11 protein-coding genes and 1 other annotated feature are annotated in these 16,525 nt (G+C 34.0%); of the genes, 1 reads left to right on the forward strand and 10 read right to left on the reverse strand.

Going from position 1 to position 16,525, the window contains the following annotated elements:
- Positions 1-9 precede the first annotated feature (9 nt).
- From NEH74_RS08165 to recJ, 10 genes are all read right to left on the reverse strand, one after another.
- Entirely contained in the window at positions 10-1,017 is a 1,008-nt protein-coding gene (locus tag NEH74_RS08165) for a glycosyltransferase family 2 protein (protein WP_055305459.1), read from the reverse strand.
- Between the two features lie 68 nt (positions 1,018-1,085).
- On the reverse strand, positions 1,086-2,618 hold the full coding sequence (locus NEH74_RS08170) for a hypothetical protein (protein WP_055305458.1): 1,533 nt from the start codon (positions 2,616-2,618) through the stop codon (positions 1,086-1,088).
- 163 nt (positions 2,619-2,781) lie between these two features.
- Complete coding sequence (locus tag NEH74_RS08175; protein WP_055305457.1) at positions 2,782-4,743, reverse strand: LCP family protein; 1,962 nt, start codon at positions 4,741-4,743, stop codon at positions 2,782-2,784.
- 13 nt (positions 4,744-4,756) lie between these two features.
- Positions 4,757-5,443, reverse strand: coding sequence for a hypothetical protein (locus NEH74_RS08180; protein ID WP_055305456.1), 687 nt, complete (start codon positions 5,441-5,443; stop codon positions 4,757-4,759).
- Between the two features lie 280 nt (positions 5,444-5,723).
- Positions 5,724-7,481: an aspartate--tRNA ligase gene (gene aspS, locus NEH74_RS08185; protein WP_055305455.1), complete on the reverse strand. Its 1,758-nt coding sequence runs from the start codon at positions 7,479-7,481 to the stop codon at positions 5,724-5,726.
- Positions 7,482-7,496: 15 nt separating this feature from the next.
- Positions 7,497-8,900 carry a histidine--tRNA ligase gene (gene hisS / locus NEH74_RS08190; protein ID WP_055244479.1) on the reverse strand — a complete coding sequence of 468 codons (1,404 nt, stop codon included), beginning with the start codon at positions 8,898-8,900 and terminating at the stop codon, positions 7,497-7,499.
- 119 nt (positions 8,901-9,019) lie between these two features.
- Positions 9,020-9,234: a binding site (T-box leader), on the reverse strand.
- A 41-nt stretch (positions 9,235-9,275) separates the two neighbouring features.
- Complete coding sequence (gene dtd / locus NEH74_RS08195; protein ID WP_055244477.1) at positions 9,276-9,716, reverse strand: D-aminoacyl-tRNA deacylase; 441 nt, start codon at positions 9,714-9,716, stop codon at positions 9,276-9,278.
- Positions 9,717-9,730: 14 nt separating this feature from the next.
- The gene (locus NEH74_RS08200) at positions 9,731-11,923 is read right to left on the reverse strand and encodes a RelA/SpoT family protein (RefSeq protein ID WP_055305454.1); all 2,193 of its coding nucleotides are present in this window, start codon (positions 11,921-11,923) and stop codon (positions 9,731-9,733) included.
- Positions 11,924-12,172: 249 nt separating this feature from the next.
- Positions 12,173-12,685, reverse strand: coding sequence for an adenine phosphoribosyltransferase (locus tag NEH74_RS08205; RefSeq protein WP_055244473.1), 513 nt, complete (start codon positions 12,683-12,685; stop codon positions 12,173-12,175).
- The gene (gene recJ / locus NEH74_RS08210; RefSeq protein WP_238581288.1) at positions 12,675-14,900 is read right to left on the reverse strand and encodes a single-stranded-DNA-specific exonuclease RecJ; all 2,226 of its coding nucleotides are present in this window, start codon (positions 14,898-14,900) and stop codon (positions 12,675-12,677) included. Before recJ ends, NEH74_RS08205 begins: the two co-directional genes overlap by 11 nt.
- Positions 14,901-14,982: 82 nt before the next feature.
- On the opposite strand from recJ, the gene spoVB reads away from it, so the two are divergent.
- Entirely contained in the window at positions 14,983-16,509 is a 1,527-nt protein-coding gene (gene spoVB, locus NEH74_RS08215; RefSeq protein ID WP_055305452.1) for a stage V sporulation protein B, read from the forward strand.
- Positions 16,510-16,525: the final 16 nt, after the last annotated feature.

The raw sequence follows: 16,525 nt of genomic DNA on the forward strand, positions 1-16,525 counted from the left end.
CTCACCTTCTTATTTAAGAACTCGTTTCAACTGTCGGATTTGATAATAAATTTTTAAACGATACGGTTGTTCATAAATCCAGACACGATATTTATTCATAAAATTCATTTCTTGATATAATGATTGATAATATTTATTTTTTCTCCAGGTTGGAAAATTATTTTCAATAAACTGATAAAACTCATTTATAATACGAATTGCCAGTTCTTTATCAGTAATATAGATAACTTTATGCAACTCATACTGAATTTGCTTAATAACTAGCATCTCTAATTCTTCTTCAAATAATTGTTTAAGATTGTATGTTTCATAACTAGTTATAATTTCTTGTAGCGCATTAAGTGTATGTAAAACACGTTCATCATTTGCACTTGACACATTATTCATTCGATTCGCTAAATAATAATATAACGGTTGATGAACAATGGCTAACGTTTTACATTGTGCTAATAATTTTAAGGTAAAGACGAGATCTTCACTACGATAATTTAATGGAAACTCAATTTTATGTTCCTTTAAAATAGAAGTCTTAATGAGTTTATTCCAAGGAGCGGGCGTTATTTTAAATATTAAATCTTTTTGCTCCTCAACGACAAGCAAATCTGTTGATTCAACTGGAATGGTCATTAAAGTCTTGTCTGTGCTTTGTTCATAACATTCATAATAGTCACAAACAATGACATTTGCATTTGTTTCAACTGCTTTTTCATATAATGACTTCAACATATCTGGATGTAAACAATCATCTGGATCAATGAAAATAATATAATCACTACTCGCCAATGTCAGACCTAAATTTCGAGTAGCTCCTACTCCTTCGTTTGCTTTATTAATGACACGAATTCTTGAATCACGCGCTTCATAAGCTTTCATTTTCTCTAGTGTATAATCTTGTGAACCATCATTAATAGCAATAACCTCAAACTCTTTGAAAGTTTGATTTAATAAACTTTCAAAACTCTTATCAATATACTTTTCTACATTATAAGCAGGAATAACTACACTTATTTTATTCATTCTCTAACCTTCCTTTAAATCCCTAGACTCTAGCTAATAGTCTAGTCCTCACAGGATACAATGTATTTTTAATGATTTCCTTTCTTACGTTTGAACAACTTCATTGAGCGCTGAACAAAATCTCTAAAATCACTAAATAATAAATAATAAATCATAAGATAAGCTGCTAAGACAATGAGACCTAAACTAGCTGCACCGATAAACCAAATAACTAAGTGACTAACACCCGTTGGGAAAATCAGTCTCCATCCCCAAAGTCCGATAAAAGTAAGTCCAAACATAATTAATGTACGAAGTAGCACAAATTTATAATAATTCCATGATGGTAAACCAAATACTTTAGGATATACTAATTGAACTGACATAAAGAAATCAATAATAAAATGTGTTAAGAACGTTCCTAATAAAATTCCAACAATCCCTAATGGTTTAACTAATAATAATGAAATCCCTAAGTTAGTTAACGCAGATAATAAAGCAATTTTTTTCGTTTCTTTGAATAAGCCATTCACATTACGCACGACTAATAAAGGCTCTCTAGAAACAAGATAATATGTGTTCATCGTAAATAAGAACACTCCAAAATATGATAAAACATACAATTCATCCTTCATCCATAAACGAACAAAATCATTAGCTGTAATAAAGAGAATACTTGATACAATAGAGCTTAAAAAGAACGCAAAGTTAGCATATTGTAAGAAGGTAGAATACTTATGATTTTCATCACTTGAAAATAAGTTCCCAAAACTATCAACGGGTGCTTGAATAACTCCATATAAAACCTTAATTAAGCTCGAACAAATCATATTATAAGCATTATATACATTGGTCATTAACGGAGAAATAAAATAGGTTAATAACACAGGATCTGTATTTGATAAAACAACACCTGAAATCTTATGTACAAAAACATGCTTTGTATTTTCAAGTGCGCTTAAATCACGTGCTTCTTTATTATCTTTTAAATAAGGATATAATTTTAATGCTTTATTACGCGAATAAACATATGAAACAATGGTCAAGATTCCATCAGCTACTAATACTACTTCTAATGAGAATCCCATCATAGCAATCACAATCACTAAAATTGAACGCAATAATGTAATTAATTGAATTCCTAAGTTGATCTTATAATATTGTTGATCGGCCTGAACAACGATATTGGGTCCCATTAAAAAATAAGACACAACCACTGGCGCTAATAATAAGAAATAAATACTATAAATTGAGAAGGTTGAGATGACGCCTCCTTCTTGACTTACAAAGAATGGTTGAACTAATCCCACAATTAATCCTAAAACAAATATAATGAATCCCATTTTTCTAAATAAATAGATTGCTCCATTATATAATTCCGTTACTTTTTTATAATTTTTTTGAGCTAACGGTTGATAAAGAATCTGTTGAAACGCAATTCCAAAACCACCCTCCACTAAATTTAAAAATCCCATAATTTGAATCATTGTCGAGTACAATCCATTAATCGAACCACCATATATATCCGAAAAAAGACTAAACTTTACAAAACCAACAATAGGCAAAATTAAACTTGGTATTGTAGCTACTAACATATTAAGTAGCGAATGTTTCATACGCATAAAATCACCTCTAATTCTATATTCTTTCCTACTAAACTATAATTTATCAATTATTAAACATTATGAAAAGGTGTGTCATAGAAAGACTATGACACACTCTTCTCTTCCAAAGATCTTTGATTTTCTTATATTTATCATTTTACTATAAAAACTAACTTTTTAATTAATTAGTTCCTTCTCCGGTAGATGGCGTTTCCGGTACTGTTGGTGTTTCTGGTACCGTTGGCGTTTCCGGTACTGTTGGCGTTTCCGGTACTGTTGGCGTTTCTGGTTCCGTTGGCGTTTCCGGTACTGTTGGTGTTTCTGGTACCATTGGCGTTTCCGGTACTGTTGGTGTTTCTGGTACCATTGGCGTTTCTGGTTGAGTTATATTTGAACCATTATTTAAATTACTATTGCCTGAATTATGTGTTGGTGGTGTTACTGTGACATTATTATTCATTGATGAGTTATTTTCTTCTTTTATAGGTGCTTTTACTTCCTCCTCATCATCTGTAGTTACATTATTCTCTGTTGCTCCTCCAGGAAGTGGCTCATTATAATACGTTTGTACCCACTGAGTGCCTTCATATTCTTCAAATCCATTAAATGTGAAGCTATAGTTAAATTGAGGCGATTCCTGCTCTAAGTTAATTAACATTTGTTCACGTGCATCTGCGATAGCCCCTTTATATGGGAAAGCATAGCTTAACTTAAAGCTATAATACGGATTATCCATATAACCATATTGAGCACTTACAACCATGCTCTTAATATGAATATAGTCTAATGGATTTTGACCATTAAATGTTGAGACAAGCCCTAATAAATATTGAAGACTTGATGTCATCTGATTGAGTGAGATATTTGTTTCAATGTTATTACCTAAAACATCTAATAAATCTAAAAACTCACCAACTGTGTTCATTTCTGTTAACATTTGATTTACAATTCCCTCAATAACCAATTGTTGATGTTCTGCACGACCTAAATCACCTTTAGCTAACGTCTTACGATGACGAGAAAGTGCTAACGCTTGTTCTCCATTTAAATGTTGATACCCTTCCTCAACAGTAATTAAATGCTCACCAAACTGACGATTACTATCTTGTTCTTCAATTGTCACAGGTACATCAACGTAAATTCCACCGATTGTATCAACTAACTCAACAACCCCTTTAAAGTTAATCTTTACATAATAAGGAATATTTAAATCAAACATTTTCTCAACTGATTCAATGACACACGTTGTTCCACCATTATTTGAATGCGTAATTTTATCTTTTGTATTATTAAAACATGGAATTTCAACATATGAATCACGTGGAATAGATGTCATCGTTACTGATAGATTCTGAGGATTCACAGTCGCTATAATTAATGAATCAGCTAATGAAGCAGCTTCTAATCCTTGTTCAGTTGAATCAACTCCAATTAGTAAAATGGAGAATGGATCGTCAATTAATGACGTATTAGCCATTCCTGGTTTTAATTCTTCTTGCTGAATAACAGTCTCAATATTAGCTAATATTTTAGTTTCATTTTTAATATCTTCAAATCCTAATTGTTCTGAAAATAATGAACCATAGTTATCCCCTACAATAATCGCATCAACTTTTCCATCATATAAATCATGAATCATAGAAATTGGAGAATCATATTTTTCAACTTCTGCTTCATCTGTTAATTCATTTTCTTCTAAAAATTGGTCAATATTATCAATCACTTCTTGCTTAGTTAAATTTAAAGTCCCAATTGTATACCCTTCTAAATCTTTTACTTCAGTGAAAGGACTATCTGCCATTGTAACTAAACTATAACTAATAATTGAGTCTTGCATCGTCATGTTATTTAACGAATGATAAACGCGTGTATTAACATATCCAAAATACGTTCCTGTAAAAAGACCAATCAATGCAACTATTGTTAAAATGATTGTGCCTACTTTGTTCTCTTCTTTAACAACATATAATCCAAACATTAAAATAGCTAAATATAAGAAGATGAAGATTAACGAAAGATTCAAACGCAACAAAGAATCAAATCCTGAATATTGATTGATATAAATAATATTCCATATAATTGGAATAATCGGTAAAATCATGATTATTCTGTAAATCCATTTTAAACCCTTATTATTAAACATGGCTTTCCCCTCCTTACTCCGATAAAATTGCATTTAGGACTAAATGATCTTCTGATTCAGTTAAAATAAATGTTGCTTCACTTTGGAATTGTTCTATCTCAACTGAAGAAGATAATTCATATTGCCAACTCGCCTGAACTGAAATACAATCAATCACTTCATCCTCTGTTTTAAGTGTATCATTTAAATTAACATCTAAAATGGTTACATCATTGACAGTTATTAAAGATGTCGCTTCATAATCATTTAAATAAAAATCTAAATTTTCATAAAATCCATCAATAGCCTGTTTTCTAAAAGTAGATCTCATTTCTTCTGCAATAAATTGTACACCACCTACGTCATTGCGTCCGGTCTTATTAGACCATGTATAGAAATCTGCTATGAAATTTTTCACAACTAAAGTCGCATATTCTTCTTTAGTTAACTCCGTATATTTATCTTTATATGCATGTTGCGCAGTCACTAACTCTTCAAAAACTTCTTTTTGATAAGCTGTCGCTACATCTGATAACTGATACTCATCTGGAACTTTTTCAACAATTGGTGGAGTTGGTTTTATTACATTATCACTACTTTTCCCACCATCAGTAATCCCCTTAACTTGATAAAGAAGAACACCTACCAGCAGTAAGGTTGTAATCAAAAATATACTACCAAAAACCGCTAATGGTTGCCTCATGATCTTTTTCATATTCATGTCTACACCGTCCCTTTCCACTCTGTACTATAATCACACGATTCGTTATCATAACCGCTTCTGAAAATAGTATCAGTACATTTGACTATACTTTCTTTATCCTGCCCCTAATAGTTAAATAACTCTAGACTATTTATGAAGAAAAAACATATAGCACCATTTTACATGATTTAGCCATAATTGAAAACAGTTGGATATTTTTTTACACAAAAAAATACAAATTCATACACTTATTTACACTAAAAAGACCTAGTCTCATTGACTAGGTCTAGCAATTTCATTATTTTCTTAGTTGAATATGTAATTCTTCTAATTGTGCGTCTGTTACTGTTCCAGGAGCTTCAGTCATCGGGCATGATGCTGATGCATTTTTAGGGAAAGCAATAACATCGCGTAAGCTTTGAGATCCTGTTAAGATCATGGCGATACGGTCTAATCCTAACGCTAATCCACCGTGTGGAGGTGTTCCATATTTAAATGCGTTCATTAAGAATCCGAATTGTTCTTCAGCTTCTTCTTTTGTAAATCCTAATGTTTCAAACATACGAGATTGTACATCTGGACGATAAATACGTAATGATCCTCCACCTAATTCGTATCCATTTAAGACAATATCATAAGCCTGTGCTTTTGCATTGTGAGAATCTGTATCAAATGTGTCTAATGTATCTAAGCTTGGCATTGTGAATGGATGGTGAGCAGCAAAGAATCGTCCAGCCTCTTCATCATATTCGAATAGTGGCCAATCAATCACCCATAAGAAATTGAATTTAGATTCATCGATTAATCCTAATTCTTTTCCTAAATGTAAACGTAATGCTCCTAAGCTATCTGCAACGACTGATTTTTTATCAGCAACAAATAATAATAAGTCTCCCACTTCAGCATTTGTTGCTTCTTTAATATTTGCAACTTCTTCTTCATTGAAGAATTTAGCAATTGGACCGTTGAATCCTTCTTCCACTACTTTAATCCATGCTAAACCTTTAGCTTTATATTTTTTAACAAAGTCTGTTAATTTATCAATGTCTTTACGAGAAAAACGTTCTGCTGATCCTTTAACACATAATGCTTTAACTTCATTTCCAGCTTCAACTGCCTGTGCAAATACTGAGAAGCCACAATTAGCAACAACGTCATTTAAAGCAATTAATTCCATTTCAAAACGTGTATCTGGCTTATCTGAACCAAAGCGTTCCATCGCCTCTTCATAGCTTAAACGTGGGAACGGACGAGCAACATCTAATCCTTTAACGTCTTTCATCATTTTAACTAGCATCTCTTCAATCATATTCATGATTTCTTCTTGAGTTAAGAATGATGTCTCAATGTCAATTTGAGTGAATTCAGGCTGACGATCCGCACGTAAATCTTCATCACGGAAGCAACGAGCGATTTGATAATAGCGTTCAAATCCCGAAACCATTAATAACTGTTTGAAGATTTGTGGTGATTGAGGTAAAGCATAGAAATGACCTTCATGGACACGACTTGGAACTAAATAGTCGCGTGCTCCTTCTGGTGTTGATTTATTTAAATACGGCGTTTCTACTTCAATAAAATCATTTCCATCTAAATAGCTACGAATTGATTTTAAGATGTTGTGACGTAAAATGAAGTTCTTTTGCATCACAGGACGACGTAAATCTAAATAACGATATTTTAAACGTGTATCTTCTAACGCATCAGTTTCATCAGCAATAATTAAAGGTGTCATTTCTGCTTCAGAGATAATTGTTAGTTCATCTAAGATAATTTCAATATCTCCTGTTGCCATATTAGGGTTTTTACTTTGACGCTCAGCCACTGTTCCTTTAACAGCGATTACATACTCATTACGTACTTTGTTTGCCGCTTCTAAAACTTCATGACTTACGTTTTCTGGATTAGCTACTAACTGAGTAATTCCATAACGGTCGCGTAAATCAATGAAAACTAATCCACCTAAGTTACGAGTTTTAGCAACCCAACCTTTTAATTCAACAACTTGACCTACATGTTCAAGTCTTAATTCTCCATTATTATGTGTACGATTCATACTACTCACCTCTTCTTAATGTTGGCATCCACAGCCGTGTCCATTTCCTCCACAGCATTCATGGTCATCATCATGTCCATGTCCACCGCAGCATCCATGGTCTTCATCGTGTCCATGACCACCACAGCATCCTCCACCATGTTGGTGATTACGCTGTTGGTCTTGAATAATGTAGTCAATAATAAATCCAACTGGAATGGTTTCTTGAGTTCCTGTTTGATTATTTTTAATATTAATCATGCCGTGTTTTAATTCTTCATCTCCAAGAATTGCTGTATAACGAGCATTGTAGCGATCTGCTTGTTTAAATTGACCTTTTAAGTTTTTCCCTAAATAGTCCGTTTCACAGGCTAATCCGCGTGAACGTAAATCAAATAATAAACGTGATCCAAAGATCTTAGCATCTTCTCCTAATGCGATTAAGAAGAAGTCCACAGCATCTTCTCCAGCAACTTGAATTCCTTCAGCTTCTAATGCTAATAATAAACGTTCAAGTCCCATACCGAATCCGATAGCTGGAACTGTTGGTCCACCTAATTCAGACACTAACTTGTTATAACGCCCTCCACCACATAATGTGTTTTGAGCTCCAAATCCTTCAATGTCTGCTTGGATTTCAAAGATTGTATGTGTATAGTAATCAAATCCACGAACTAATGTCGCATCATACTCATATTCGATTCCCATCGCTTTTAAATATTTTTGAACATTTAAGAAGTATGCACGATCTTCGTCTGTTAGGTGATCAATCATTTGAGGAGCGTTTTGCATAATCTCTTTATTGCGGTCAACTTTACAATCTAACACGCGTAATGGATTTTTTTCTAAACGCACTTGGCAATCTGAACATAACTCTTCTTTATGCCCTTCAAAGTGTGCAAGTAAGGCTGCACGATAGTTTTCACGACTTTGTGTATCCCCTAATGAGTTTAATTTAACTTTAATGTTACGAAGTCCTAAAACTTGATATAACGTAACAGCTAATGAGATAACTTCTGCATCGATAGCAGGATCTGCACTTCCAAATACTTCTGTCCCGAATTGAACGTGTTGACGATAACGTCCTTTTTGTTGACGCTCATAGCGGAACATTGGTCCAATATAGAATAATTTTTGAACCATTTGATCTGCATATAATTTATTTTCAATGTAACTACGCACGACTCCAGCTGTTCCTTCCGGACGTAATGTCATTGAACGATCTCCACGATCTTTGAAGTCATATGTTTCTTTTGAAACAACATCTGATGTTTCACCAGCAGAACGGTGATATAATTGTGTACTTTCAAACATTGGTGTACGGATTTCTTTATAGTTGAAAATTGAACAGATTTCACGAATTAAACTTTCAACATTTTGCCAACGTGCACTTTCTTTAGGTAGAACATCGTATGTTCCTTTTGGTTTACTGAAATTCATGTTAGAGCTCCTTTCATAGTCATGATTGTTGAGGCTTTCCTCTCATTCAGGATGATTGGGTTATTTCATCGTGTTTAGTAAAGCCTTTTTTCGAGTATAAAAAAAGTCCTTAGATTAAATCTAAGGACGTAGTATACGCGGTGCCACCTTACTTGTAATAGTCTAAAACTATTACCACTTTAAAACGTTAACGCCGTCAACGAATATTCCTACTAGCAGTTCAGAATATTTTCTCACGAGTGTCTATCTATAATTTATCCGTCGAAGCTTCCAGCCAAGGCTTCGTTCTCTGTCACGTATTATTTTTATAGAATCTCTCGATCTTCGAATTTATAAGTATTATTGACTATTTTCTTTATTATAATACATTTCTTTTTAAGATTCAACGATTAAAGTAACAGGACCATTATTTGTAAAGGAGACATCCATCATTGCACCAAATATTCCTGTTTCTACTTGTATCTCATAAGTCTCTCTTAAAATTTGATTAAATTGATGGTATAAAGGCTCTGCGACCTCTGGACGTGCTGCCTCGATAAAACTTGGTCGATTCCCTTTTTTAGTTTCCCCGTATAAGGTGAATTGAGAAATAGAAAGAATCGATCCGCCTACCTCTTTGATTGATAAATTCATTTTTCCTTGTTCATCTTCGAAGATTCGTAAATTAGCGACTTTCTTTGCACAATACTCTAAATCTTTCACTGTATCTTCGTGCGTGATCCCAACTAATAGCATTAATCCATGTTCAATAGCACCTGTTACCTTACCATCAACCGTTACTTTTGCTTGTCTTGCTCGTTGAACAACGACTCTCATCTGTTTTCACCTCACTATTGAATGATACGCTCGACACTAAAGACATCTTTGACCCGTTTAATCGTATTCACAACACTTACTAATTGATCAATATTACGAACAGATAACGATAAGTTAATAATAATCGTATCATTTGAAGTCAATGCATTTAATTCTGTAATATTTGCATTAATAACCGTTAATTTTTGAATGATATCGCCTAACACATTTTTACGATCAAGGACTGTCACTTTAATCTTAGCATTAAATGAATTTGAATGCTCATCATCCCATTCAACTGGAACAATACGACCATCTATTTTAGCATTATGACACTCAGCATGATGGATCGTAATCCCGCTTCCTTTTGTAATATAACCAACAATTGGATCACCCGGAACCGGGTGACAACATTTACCAATGCGTAAATCAACATTATCTAACCCATCTACAATAATTCCGAAACGATTTTTTGCTTTTTTACGATGTTCTTCTTTGATTTTTGCTGCATCATTAATTTGTTGAATTAACTCTGTATCATCAACTTCTTTCCCATCCGCAAAATATCGCTCAAGAATCGTCTTAGCTACTAAGCGTCCGCGCCCAATTTGATAATATAATTCATCTAATTTCTCAATACTTTGTTTTTTATACGCTCCAAGTAATTTTTGCATATCAATTGAACTCAATGATAAGTCTTTTGAGGCTAGTTCTTTTAAGAACATTTCCTCTCCTTTATGCGTATACTCCTCACGTTTAGTACGGTTAAAGTATTGACGAATTTTATGGCGTGCTTGTGATGTTTTAACAATATTTAACCAATCTTCACTCGGACCAAACGAATTACGAGAGGATTTAATTTCAACAATATCGCCCGTTTTTAATTGATAATTTAAGGTCACGATTTTACCATTAACTATTGCACCCGTTGTTTTATGTCCTAAATTGGTATGAATACGATAAGCAAAATCAATTGGTGTTGATCCTGGAGGGAAGTCAAAGACATCACCATTAGGTGTAAACACATAAACATTGGCATTAAAAATGTCATCTTTAACAAGCTTCATTAATTTTTCAGCATCGTTCACTTCTTCTTGGTACGCAATTAATGTTTCATACCATTTTAATTTATCTTGAATTTCTTGTTGTTCTTGTTTAGCCGTAATTTGACGATTTTCTTTATATGCCCAGTGTGCTGCAACCCCTTGTTCAGCAATTTCATCCATCTCTTTTGTACGAATTTGTACTTCAAATATATTTCCATTTGGACCAATAATGGTCGTATGTAATGACTGATACATATTTGGCTTTGGCATGGCAATATAATCTTTAAAACGATTTGGGATAGGTTTAAAGTGCGCATGAATCACTCCAAGAGCTGAATAACATTCTGGAACTGAATTAACAATTAAGCGAATTGCTAATAAATCATAGATTTCTTCAAAGTCTTTTTCGCGCGTCATCATTTTTTTGTACACGCTATAAATATTTTTAATACGACCTTTGATTTCAAACGGAATATGATATTCCGCTAAAGCGGCCGTAATTTCGTCTTCCATTTCTTGAATTTGTTGCTCACGCTCATGTTTTTTTTGCTTAATTAATTGGGCAATACGATAAAAATCTTCTGGCTTCAAAAAGCGAAGTGAGGTATCCTCAAGCTCAGCTTTCACACGATACATCCCTAAACGATGGGCAATCGGAACATAAATCTCCATCGTTTCATGAGCAATGGAACATTGCTTTTCAGGCGGTAAAAATTTAAGTGTTCGGATGTTGTGTAAACGATCCGCTAATTTAACTAGGATTACACGAATATCTTTACTCATGGCTAGTAACATTTTACGGTGATTTTCTGCTTGTTGTTTTTCTTTTGATTTATATTTAAGCTTCGTTAGCTTCGTTACACCGTCAACAATTTCTGCAATTTCATCATCAAATAATTCTGCAATTTCTTCTTTTGTAATCTCTGTGTCTTCGATAATATCATGTAATAGTCCTGAGGCAATCGTACGAGGCCCTGTTTGCCATTTAGCTAAAATATAAGCAACCTCAATCGGATGAATAATATAAGGTTCACCTGATTTTCGCAATTGGTCTTTATGTTTTTGAAAGGCAAGTTCAAAAGCACGTTCGATGACCGCAATACTATCTGGATTTTTAATATACGTTTTAGCTTGCTCTAAAACATGATCAATTGATATTTCATACCCGTTTAATTGGTACATAAGCATTACTCCTATTGTCTAATCTACTTATTTTATTATAAAGCTAAAACTACGATTTGTTTCAAGAAAACTTAGAAATTTTAATCTTTCCTAAGATGAAAAAAAAGGATGATATTTCATCAACCATTTAACCTTTTGTCATATTTACAATATGCTATATTGTTACTTTTTTAAAATTTTAACATAAAAAAAAGTAGAAATGCAACAATAAATGCTTCATCTCTACTCAATCTTTTATATTTCGCAGCCTTAGTATTTCATTAACGATAAAACTTCATAATTTTCTAATGTTTTGCGACCATTTAACTCTTCTAATTCAATTAAGAATGCACATCCAACAACAACACCACCAAGTTGTTCAATTAACTTAACTGTTGCTTCAACTGTTCCACCTGTTGCTAATAAATCATCTACAATTAAAACGCGTTGTCCTGGTTTAATGGCATCTTTGTGCATGCATAATGTATTTGAACCATATTCTAAATCATAATTGAATGATACTGTTTCACGAGGTAATTTTCCTGGTTTACGAACTGGCGCAAATCCGATTTTTAATTCATGTGCAACAGGGCATCCAAAAATAAATCCACGAGCTTCTGGACCTACAATCACTTCAGCGTTTTGTTGCTTTGCAAATTCAACCATTTGATTTGTCGCATAGCTATAAGCTTGTCCATCCGCCATTAACGGTGTAATATCTTTAAATTGAATACCCTCTTTTGGAAAGTTAGGTACATTTGCTACATAATCTTTAAGATTCATGAGTCATTTCCTCCCTAGCTGTTTTAAAGGTTGTTTTTAATTCTGACCACGTCGTTAACTCAAAAAACTCAAGCATCTCAAGTTTTGCCTTTTGAGATTGATACGTTGGTGCTTCTGCTAAATCACGCTTGGTCACACTATCAGTTGGAAAAACAGAGCCATTCTTTATTATAACAAGTTCTACTTCAAAAAACACCTGTAAAATAAATAATAATTCATTTTTACTAATCCCTAAACGCATAAAATAATTAATCATTTGGTGATTCAACGTAATAGGCCCATGTTGTTTCACAACTTTATATACGCTGACAAACTTCTCACGTGGAGCAAACGTGACATTTGATTCAAGTGGCGCTATTACAATATTTCCTGGCTTCTTTCTTGTAATCAAAGTCATTAACTCTTCTTTTGAACTTGGAAGCTGATTAATGACCAATGTCTCAATATCATCAATCTCTGCTGCATTCGTATACGTCGTTGCTAGCTGAAGTTGATCTTTTCGTTGTTCATACGCTTGTCGATTACGAAGATCGATTAATTGAAACTCATTGCACAAAACATCAATAAAATGAAATTGCACACTACGATTTCCATTCCATTCGTTTATTTTAGCCTCTCCCACAAAACTAAATAATGTATCAGGCGTCAAATACATAGCAAGTGGGGCTTGATTGAAAGCTATTACATCAACTGAGTGTTTTTCTTGATATAGCGTAAATTTCAAATGCTGTAGCTTATTTCCAATTGGTTTAACATTTTTGACATAAACATTTTTAAGCTCAATAACAGGTGGACGATTTCCTTCACCAAATGGAGCTAATATTGAAAGCTGTTCAACAAACGAAATATTTAAATCCGCTAAAGGTAAACTTAGATCAACTTGAAGACTCGGTGTCACTTCAACCTCTTGTAATAATTCATTCATCTTGTCTTCCAAGGCTTGTAAATTTTCAGGAGCAAACGTAATCCCCGCTGCTAAAGCATGACCACCGAAACGTTCGATTAAATCTTGACATTTATTCAATAGTTCAAATAAGTGATACCCTTCTACCGCACGAGCCGATCCTTTAAGGAATCCCTCATGATCATCTGTGACGACAAAAACAGCTTTTTGCCATTGCTTCGCTAAGCGTCCTGCGACAATTCCTAAAATACCTTCATGCCAATTCGGTGAGTATAAAATAACGACTTTTTTCTTAGCTAATGTTTTCGCATCCACTAACTTTGTCGCTTCCTCCAACACTTTTTGTGTTACCTTTTGCCGCTCGCTATTAAAACTTTCAATTTGATCGGCAATGAGTTTAGCCTCTTCTTCACTTTCTGCAATTAAACACTCGACTGATAAAGCGGCCTCATCCATTCGACCAGGTGCATTCAAACGGGGACATAGTTCAAAACCGACATTAACTTCTGTTACCTCAGACTTTTCGGTTCCAGCTAGGTCCATCATTGCATTTAATCCTTCAATTTCTGTTTCACGTAAAGCAGCTAGTCCGCGTTTAACAATCGAACGATTTTCATCAATTAATGGAACGACATCCCCAATCGTTCCAAGCATTGCAATGGCATAAAAATCTTCAGGAATCACTTCTTGTAATAAAGCTTCTGCTACTTTTAAGGCTACCCCTGCCCCTGATAAATGATGGAATGGATAATTTTCATCGAGTTCAGGGTGCAAGATGGCGTAGGCACGTGGAAGTGTTTCTTTTACCTGGTGATGATCCGTAATAATCAAATCAACCCCATGTTCAAGTAGAATTTCTGCCTCATCAACTCCAGCAATCCCATTATCTACGGTGATGACTAACTGATAACCATCAGCAATTGCCTGCATAAACGCATCTTCATTCGGTCCATACCCTTCATAAAAGCGATTTGGAATATAATAATCAACTAGGGCCCCAAGCTCACGTAAACAACGAACTAAAATCGATGTTCCTGTTACACCATCTGCATCATAATCCCCATAAATTAAAATCGGCTCTCCTTGATCAATTGCCTCATTAATACGCGTAATAATTTTTGACATTTCTGAAAACAAAAAAGGATCATGATGAATGGTTTCCTCTTTTGCAAATGTATCCAAACTCTCAGCCGTAGCCAGTTGACGTGCTAACACTAGTTGCTCAATCGCAGGATTTAGCACTGTGGTTTGTGAGTCATAGTCCTCACGAAATATGTCAGATATTTTCCAATTCATTCTTGATTTAAACAAAAGTATCTCCTCACCTTCATATTTTAAACTTCATACTCATAGACTTAAGCAAAATCATAACTAAAGTATAGGTGGAAAAATTATGAAAAAACAAAGCGTAGCACAAGGAACATTTATTCTCGTTATAGCCGGTTTAATCACTAAAATCTTAGGTATGGTTAACCGAGTTATTGTCACACGACTACTTGGCGAAGACGGAATTGGAATTTACATGTTAATTGCACCTACCCTCATGCTTTTAACAACCTTCGCAAGCATAGGACTTCCAATTGCCATCCCAACATTAATTTCGAGAGCCAATGAACGTCAGAAAAAAGTCTTATCCGTCTCACTCATTATTGCAATGGTATCAAGTTTGCTAGTGAGTATCTTACTCTTCTTTATTGCCAAACCTTTAGCAATCTATTTACTGAAAGATGAACGAACTTATTTACCATTAATCTCAATTGGTCCACTACTCTTTTTCGTTTCTCTATCGACTATTTTAAAAGCATACTTCCAAGGGGAACAAAATATGTTCCCATCAGCTATTTCAACACTCGTTGAACAAATTGTTCGAATTGTCATCTCTATCTTATTTATTAACTGGTCATTACCTTATGGAATTATTTACGGTGTAGTAGGAACGATGTGGGCATCGATTGCCGGAGAATTTGCATCAATTTTAATTCTCTTATTCCTATTCTTCAAACATATCCATCATAATCATTACGGGGCTACCCTAAAGCCTATTCATTTAAGTCCACAAAATTTTAAAGATGTCTTGGCCATCTCTCTGCCTGCCACAGGTAGTCGCCTTATTGGTTCATTCTCCCACTTTCTAGAACCAATTATTGTGGTGCAATGCTTATTCAAGATTGGTTACAGTAGTGAACTCAGTGCAAAACTTTATGGTGCAGTTTCTGGGTTTGCTTTACCATTAGTTCTAATGCCATCATTTATTACTAATGCTATCACACAAGCCATTGTCCCACCTATTAGCCAAGCTTATGCTAGCAAACGATTTGATCGTATTCATTCACACCTAGACAATGCATTCCAACTCTCATTCTTACCAAGTGGAATTTATACCGTCCTATTAATGCTATTTCCTGTTGAGCTCATGAATCTATTATTTGATTCTTCAACAGGAGCCAATTATTTAATTGTCATGGCACCAGTATTTCTATTACTTTATTTCCAAGCACCACTAACTTCTACTTTGCAAGCCATTGATGAGGCAACACAAGCCATGAGCACAACCTTAATCTCTTCAGTTATTAAAATTATTATGATGATTATTCTCCTTCAAATTCCAAGCCTCAATATTTACGGACTAGTCATTGCCGTATTATTTAACGTTGTTTTTGTTACTGCATGGCACTATTTGCTTGTTAGAAAACATATTGCTTATCATATGAATATGCGCTCAGTTATTAATGCCATTTTAATCATCGCTGTAACCTTTATGCTAGGATCCTATTTAAAATTAGCGGTTGTCTTTAGTACAGACTCCTTTTTAAATATGATTATGATTAGCTTTATTGTTGGAATCGCTTATTTATTCTTATTATTTATTTGTGGGCTATTTCCTACAGAAAAAATGGCAGACACCCTACGTTCCAAATAACAACCATATTATAACA

Source organism: Turicibacter sp. GALT-G1, assembly GCF_025594995.1.
Taxonomy (GTDB): Bacteria; Bacillota_I; Bacilli_A; order MOL361; family Turicibacteraceae; genus Turicibacter; species Turicibacter bilis.

Bases quoted from the DNA above. Each gene is read 5' to 3' on its own strand.
- NEH74_RS08205 (WP_055244473.1), bottom strand. From the start codon at position 12,685: ATGAATCTTAAAGATTATGTAGCAAATGTACCTAACTTTCCAAAAGAG.
- NEH74_RS08165 (WP_055305459.1), bottom strand. From the start codon at position 1,017: ATGAATAAAATAAGTGTAGTTATTCCTGCTTATAATGTAGAAAAGTAT.
- aspS (WP_055305455.1), bottom strand. From the start codon at position 7,481: ATGAATCGTACACATAATAATGGAGAATTAAGACTTGAACATGTAGGT.
- NEH74_RS08180 (WP_055305456.1), bottom strand. From the start codon at position 5,443: ATGAATATGAAAAAGATCATGAGGCAACCATTAGCGGTTTTTGGTAGT.
- dtd (WP_055244477.1), bottom strand. From the start codon at position 9,716: ATGAGAGTCGTTGTTCAACGAGCAAGACAAGCAAAAGTAACGGTTGAT.
- spoVB (WP_055305452.1), top strand. From the start codon at position 14,983: ATGAAAAAACAAAGCGTAGCACAAGGAACATTTATTCTCGTTATAGCC.
- NEH74_RS08175 (WP_055305457.1), bottom strand. From the start codon at position 4,743: ATGTTTAATAATAAGGGTTTAAAATGGATTTACAGAATAATCATGATT.
- hisS (WP_055244479.1), bottom strand. From the start codon at position 8,900: ATGAATTTCAGTAAACCAAAAGGAACATACGATGTTCTACCTAAAGAA.
- NEH74_RS08170 (WP_055305458.1), bottom strand. From the start codon at position 2,618: ATGCGTATGAAACATTCGCTACTTAATATGTTAGTAGCTACAATACCA.
- NEH74_RS08200 (WP_055305454.1), bottom strand. From the start codon at position 11,923: ATGTACCAATTAAACGGGTATGAAATATCAATTGATCATGTTTTAGAG.